Source organism: Mesorhizobium sp. M5C.F.Ca.IN.020.29.1.1, assembly GCF_003997375.1.
In the GTDB taxonomy this organism is placed as follows: Bacteria; Pseudomonadota; Alphaproteobacteria; order Rhizobiales; family Rhizobiaceae; genus Mesorhizobium; species Mesorhizobium wenxiniae.
On record NZ_RZSW01000439.1, the window covers coordinates 1 to 5,345 of the forward strand.

Annotated in this window: 5 protein-coding genes, 1 tRNA gene and 1 pseudogene; 4 read left to right on the plus strand and 3 right to left on the minus strand. The window is 62.9% G+C overall.

From position 1 onward, the window contains the following. The 3 genes from EOA85_RS26450 to EOA85_RS26460 form a co-directional block, all read left to right on the plus strand. A partial coding sequence (locus EOA85_RS26450; protein ID WP_164759888.1) for a superoxide dismutase family protein occupies nt 1-382 on the plus strand: 382 nt, incomplete at its 5' end. Between the two features lie 100 nt (nt 383-482). After that, a complete protein-coding gene (locus EOA85_RS26455; protein ID WP_127211735.1) occupies nt 483-1,460 on the plus strand; it encodes an ATP-binding cassette domain-containing protein in 978 nt (325 codons plus the stop codon). A gap of 28 nt (nt 1,461-1,488) precedes the next feature. Beyond that, nucleotides 1,489-2,295, plus strand: coding sequence for an ABC transporter permease (locus tag EOA85_RS26460; protein ID WP_029349756.1), 807 nt, complete (start codon nt 1,489-1,491; stop codon nt 2,293-2,295). Nucleotides 2,296-2,422: 127 nt separating this feature from the next. Here EOA85_RS26460 and EOA85_RS26465 read toward each other — a convergent pair whose 3' ends face one another. Beyond that, nucleotides 2,423-3,382: a DMT family transporter gene (locus EOA85_RS26465; RefSeq protein WP_127211736.1), complete on the minus strand. Its 960-nt coding sequence runs from the start codon at nt 3,380-3,382 to the stop codon at nt 2,423-2,425. Nucleotides 3,383-3,764: 382 nt separating this feature from the next. Further along, a tRNA-Met gene (locus EOA85_RS26470) sits at nt 3,765-3,841 on the minus strand. Between the two features lie 345 nt (nt 3,842-4,186). On the opposite strand from EOA85_RS26470, the gene EOA85_RS26475 reads away from it, so the two are divergent. After that, complete coding sequence (locus tag EOA85_RS26475) at nt 4,187-5,152, plus strand: Gfo/Idh/MocA family oxidoreductase (protein WP_029349781.1); 966 nt, start codon at nt 4,187-4,189, stop codon at nt 5,150-5,152. Between the two features lie 55 nt (nt 5,153-5,207). On the opposite strand, the pseudogene EOA85_RS39335 reads toward EOA85_RS26475, so the two are convergent. Next, nucleotides 5,208-5,345: pseudogene (locus tag EOA85_RS39335) on the minus strand (tRNA 2-thiouridine(34) synthase MnmA); the annotation flags it as partial.

The following is a 5,345-nucleotide window of genomic DNA, read 5'->3' on the forward strand; positions in this document are numbered from 1 at the left end:
GACCGAAACGGCGCACGGCGTGCTGATAGCGTTGGAGGTAACAGGACTGCCGGCGGGTGAATGGGTCGCATTCCATATTCACGAAACCGGGAAGTGCGACCATCAGACCGGCCATGCCTCGGCCGGTGGGCACTTCAATCCGACGAATGCCGAACATGGATACCTCACCGGGAAAGGCCCGCACGCGGGCGATATGCCAAATCAGCGGGTCGGCCCCGACGGCGTTTTGCGTTCGCAGGCTTTCAACAGCGTGGTCAAGCTGGATGGTGGAGATACGGCCATACGAGGCAAGGCATTGATGATCCACGGCGGACAGGACGACTACAAAAGCCAGCCTGCAGGTGATGCCGGAAATCGTCAGGCCTGCGCCGTGATCGAGTGAAAACCTCGAAATGAGTAGAGACCTGTCCGACATATGATCTGACCGGCTCTTCAGCCTCGGCGGCCAGGTAGATGGTCGGAGCCTCTAGCGTGATGATTGCATGAACGATACTTCTCCTAAGGGTGTGCCTTCTATGGGCCTTGCCCAGTCAGCCATTTCCTCTCGCGGCCTGGTCAAGACATTCGGCAAGCTGCGCGCGGTCGATGGTATCAATCTCGATGTGCCGCGCGGCATGATTTTCGCCATCTTGGGCCCGAACGGCGCCGGCAAGACAACGCTGATGCGGATGCTCGCGACGCTGTCGCGCCCCGACGCCGGCTCTGCGACCGTGATGGGGCACGATCTCATGCAGGCCCCGCATGAGGTCCGTGCGGCAATCGCGATGACCGGGCAGTTCGCTTCGCTCGACGAGGACTTGACGGGCCGGGAGAACCTTGTCCTGCTCGCCCGACTCTGGGGTTTTCGCGGTCGCGCCGCGAAAGCTCGTGCGGACGATTTGCTCGCGGCTTTCGGCTTGTCCGAAGCGGCGACGAAGCAGGTGAGGGATTATTCAGGTGGCATGCGAAGGCGGCTCGACATAGCCGCCTCGCTGGTCGTCACGCCGGGCGTGCTGTTCCTTGACGAACCGACCACAGGCCTCGATCCGAACGCCCGCAAGGATGTCTGGGGCATGATCCGCGGCCTCGCCGAGGCCGGCGTCACCATCCTGCTCACCACCCAATATCTCGAAGAGGCCGATCAACTTGCAGCGCGCATCGCCGTCATCGACCACGGCAGGAAGATCGCCGAGGGTACCAGCCGCGAACTGAAGGCGGCCACCGGCTCCGGCTTTCTCCATGTCGCGCTCGCCGATGTCGCTCGGTTGGACGAAGCGGCGACCATTCTGGAACGCCGGCTGGAGCACCCTGTCCAACGCAGTGCCGAAGGCGCGGAGCTCTCCGTCCTTGCCCGCACAGCGAAGACCGCCAACGAGGCGCTGGCCGAGCTGGTCGCCGCCGGCATCGAGCTGTCGGATTTCTCCATGGGCCAGCCCAGCCTCGAGGAGGTCTTCTTCGCGCTGACGGCCAGCCGGGCCTGAGTGAAAGCCGCAAGGAAGGCGACAAGCCATGATCGACACGACATCCCTGCAGCGGCTGCAAAGCGTCGCCCGACCTAGAACCCCATCAGCCCTTTCCAACGCGCTCGTCTTCGGATGGCGCGCTGTGCTGAAATTCAAGCATGTGCCGGAGCAGCTCTTCGATCTGGTGATGACTCCGATCATGTTCACGCTGCTCTTCACCTTCGTCTTCGGCGGTGCGCTCGCCGGTTCGCCTGGCGAATACCTGCAGTTCTTCCTACCCGGCATCCTGGTTCAGACCGTGGTGTTTAACGCAGTCTATTCGGGCATGGGATTGTCGACCGATCTCGGCAAGGGCTTGTTTGACCGCTTCCGATCGCTGCCGATCTGGTCGCTGTCTCCGTTCGCCGGCCTGATGGTGGGCGACATCCTGCGCCATTTGATTGCCGCCTCGATCATTCTCACCATCGGGCTGATCCTCGGCTACCGGCCTGAGGCAGGCATCCCCGGCGTGCTTGCCGCCTTCGCCATGCTGATCGCCATCGGGTTCGGCATGGGCTGGGTATTCATCGTGCTCGGCCTGCTGATCCGCACGCCAACCACGGTGATGACGCTCGGCTTTACTTTCCTGTTCCCTCTCGTCTTCGCCTCCAACATCATGGTCGACCCCGGAACCATGCCGGACTGGCTGCGGGCTTTCGTCGAAGTCAATCCAGTGTCGCTGATGACGACGGCGCTGCGCGGGCTGATGGGCGGCGGGGCGACACTCAGTCAGGTCGTCCTAGCCCTGATCGCGCCGGTAGCGCTGACCGCGATCCTGGCGCCGACGACCCTATGGCTGTATCTCAGAAGGTGATTGGTTCTGCGCATGCCGCAGACGGACCGCCGATCCAAGCGAAACCGTCGAATGTTGTCTGGCGTGATGTGCGCCTCGGCTCTTGATCGCTATGCGCCGTCTTGGGTTCGGCTGTGCGGATGTTCCCCTACGCGACATGCACCGTGCGCTGCCTCGGCTTGATCGCGGTGGCGAGCAGCAGGCCGGCGACGATAAAGGCAGCGCCGGCGAGGTCGTAGTCGTGCAAGCTTTCCCCAAGGAAAAGATAAGCGAGCACGGCGACGAAGACAGTCTGCAGATAGAGCAGCATGCTGGCGCGCCCGGCACCAAGCGTCTCGACGCTGCGGTTGTAGAGGTAATACATCAGAGCGCCGCCCGGACCAGCGACATAGGCGAGTGCCAGAAGGCCGTTCGCATGCAGCGCCGAACGCTCGCCGGAAAACAGCTCCCAGAGATAGAGGGGCAGTGCGACCAGCGCGCCGGCTCCTAGCAGCAGGACCACCATCGGCAGAAGCTCGATAGCGAATTTGGAGCGACGCAGCAGCACGGTGTAGAGGCCCCAGCAAAACGCGCTGCCGACGATCCACAACTCGCCGGGATTGAACTGGAGCCGCATCAGCGCGGTAAGGTCGCCGCGCGCTACGATCACCACCATCCCGACCAGAGCGAGCAGCGCGCCAAGAGCCTTCCAGACGCCGAGGGGCTCGCCGAGCACGTAGCGGGCAAGCACCATGGTCATGATCGGCGACAGCGCCATGATGATGCCGGCGGTCGTCGCGTCGGTGTAACTGAGGCCCGTGTAGATCATGCCCTGACAGAGGGTCAGCCCGATCGCGCCGATGGCCAGCACCTCGATCGCCCGGGACTGGATCAGCACGAGCATCGCCCCGTGATGACGATGGACGATAGGGAGCAGGATCGCGCAGGCGAGCGCCAGCCGCCAGAAGCAGAGCGCCCAAGGCGGCATTTCGGGGGCAACCCACTTGGCTGCGATGTAGACGCCGGCGGACAGGAGCCAGCAGAGCGTCGCGGTGGAATAGGCGAGAGGAAGCGATACGCCGGCAGTCGCCTTGGCTACGCTTGGATGGGCTATCGGCAGCGATTGCATGTCCCTCTCCTCCCACTGCGGATCTTAGCAAGATTGCTGCGACTTGCCGAGCAGCAACGCCACCTATTTCGCCGATCCTTGTGCGGCGGTTTCTTGTTGTCCGTGTGGAACACAGGCCAGCGACGAAAGTTCGGCTTCTGCAGCCGCAGACAAATGCTGCCAGATCGGATCCTCCCCGCCGATCACAGCCCGCGTCCTTCTCCCAGGGGCGCGGGCCTCCTCTGATCCCAACAGACCGTTGCCCGCGACCTCTCCCGGAGACGCGGGCTTTTCAATCGCGTCCGCCTCGCCGGCAGAACGCGCGAAAGCGCAAGCAGACGAATGCTGCTTAGCGTTCCCGCCGCTAAGCGGATCAAAATTATTAGGCTATTTCAGAGAGTTGTGGTAGCGGGAGAGGGACTTGAACCCCCGACCCCAGGATTATGATTCCCGTGCTCTAACCAACTGAGCTACCCCGCCAGGGCGGCGAAAGGTCCGAAATCCGCCTTAAATCAGAAGGCATGTCGAAGCGTTCGCCAAGGTCGGGCGGATATAAGGTTGGGACGCCAAGCCTGTCAAGCATCGATGCAGCCGGCATGCCGCCACTTGTAATCACATCGTGCTTTTCCGAAATCGGAATCGATCTTCCGTAACGATGCGAAGGTTTACGGTCTTGAGACGTGTACCTTACGCGTTCGAGCGGACGCAGGTCGCTCTAATGGCGAAAAGCTTTGCCGGGCAGATAATTGGGCGCAGAAATGCCGGGGTTGAGTTCGGCGGGGCCCGCCGCTATGTCTCGGCCACGAAATTCTAGAGTTGGAATTGATGAAACCGCGCATTGCAGTCCTCGGTTGCGGATACTGGGGCAGCAACCACATCCGCACCCTCAAGGCGCTCGGCGCGCTGCACGCGGTCTCGGACGTCAACCCTGCCCGCGCCGAAGGCTTCGCCAGTGAGCAGGATTGCCTGGCGATCGAGCCGGAGGCGCTGTTTGTCCGCAGCGACGTCGATGCCATCGTAATGGCGCTGCCGCCGCAGTTCCACGCCGATATGGCGGTACGCGCAGTCCGGGGCGGCAAGGACGTGCTGGTGGAAAAGCCGATCGCGCTGACGGTGGCGGACGCCGAGCGCTCGGTGAAGGCGGCGGCCGACAATGGCCGCGTCTTCATGGTCGGCCATGTGCTGCGCTTTCATCCAGCCTTCGAGACGTTGAAGGCGCTGATCGACAGTGGCGAGCTCGGCGAGGTCCGCTATATCCATTCGCACCGCCTCGGGCTCGGCAAGTTTCATACCGAGAACGATGCGCTGTGGGACCTTGCGCCGCACGATCTGTCGATGATCCTGGCCATCACCGGCACGGAACCGATCGAGGTGCGTGGTGAGGGGGCAGCGCTCCTCGACAATCTCAGCGATTTCGCGCATTTGCACATGCGCTTTCCCAATGGTCTGCGCAGCCATCTCTTCGCGTCGCGGCTCAACCCTTACCGCGAGCGGCGGTTGACCGTGGTCGGCACCAAGGCGATGGCGGTGTTCGACGATGTCGAGCCGTGGGAGCGCAAGCTCGCCGTCTACCGCCACGCGGTGTGGCAAGACAGCGGCCAATGGGCCTTCACCACCAACGAGCCGTCCTATGTGGCGGTGGGCGAGGGCATGCCGCTGACGCGAGAGCTCGAGCATTTCCTCCAGTGCATCGAGACGCGGGCAGAACCGCGTACCAGCGGCGAGGAAGCCATCAGGGTGCTGCGTATCCTGACCGCTGGCACGGTTATCCACACCGGATCGTCTTCCTGAGAGAAAAATGCGGCTGTATCAGAGCCTGATCCATCCCGATAATCGGGATCTTCGTCTATTCGGCGGGAATCTGCGCCGGGCGGGCTGCCAGCCGCGTCAGCATCGCCTCGGCCTCGGCGCCACGCTCGGAACGCTCGATGAAGCCGCCGCCGAACACGCGGGCTTCGTTGCCGTCGTCGGAATAGAGCACGCA